This is a genomic window from Enterobacter sp. RIT637 (assembly GCF_019718755.1).
GTDB lineage: Bacteria > Pseudomonadota > Gammaproteobacteria > Enterobacterales > Enterobacteriaceae > Enterobacter.
Map to the genome: position 1 here is coordinate 1 of NZ_JAIHAZ010000142.1, position 554 is coordinate 554.

2 protein-coding genes are annotated in these 554 nt (G+C 58.1%); both read right to left on the reverse strand.

The window, feature by feature from the left end:
• Positions 1-145: DUF72 domain-containing protein (locus tag K5E19_RS23660; protein WP_221553365.1), on the reverse strand; the 145-nt coding region annotated here is incomplete at its 3' end.
• Positions 142-554 (reverse strand): hydrolase (locus K5E19_RS23665; RefSeq protein ID WP_221553364.1); only part of this gene is annotated, 413 nt, incomplete at its 5' end. The genes K5E19_RS23660 and K5E19_RS23665, both read right to left, overlap by 4 nt.

The window sequence follows — 554 nt, forward strand, 5'->3', positions numbered from 1 at the left end:
GTGCGACAATTTCCGCACGGGGCAGGGCGTACAGCGTGGTATTGCCCTCCACGCAGTTAAAATGGCGGGCATACTCTTCAAGGCTGGTAATACCAAGGCGCACCCATTTCGGGTGCGACCATTGGGGAAGACCCAGATAAATCATAACGCGTGTAAAATCTCGTCGGTGCTGCGCACGCGACCAATACGCGGGAAGATATGGGTCATGCTGCCCTGATGCTGATCCGCGGAAGCAGCTCTGCATGCGTCCTCGGCAATGACCAGGTTAAAGCCCAGTTCCCATGCATTACGCGCGGTGGATTCCACGCCGATGTTCGTGGAAATACCGCACAGGATAATGGTGTCGATCCCGCGACGGCGTAGCTGCAGCTCCAGATCGGTACCGTAAAACGCGCCCCACTGGCGTTTGGTGACTTCGATATCGCTATCCTGTTTGCCAAGCGTTTCAGGGTGGGTCCACCAGTTTGCAGGCAGCGCGGCGGCAGGGGCTGTCGCATCCACAGGCTGTTTTAGCGCTTCGGCGAAGTCGGCTGACCAGCCAACGCGCACCATCA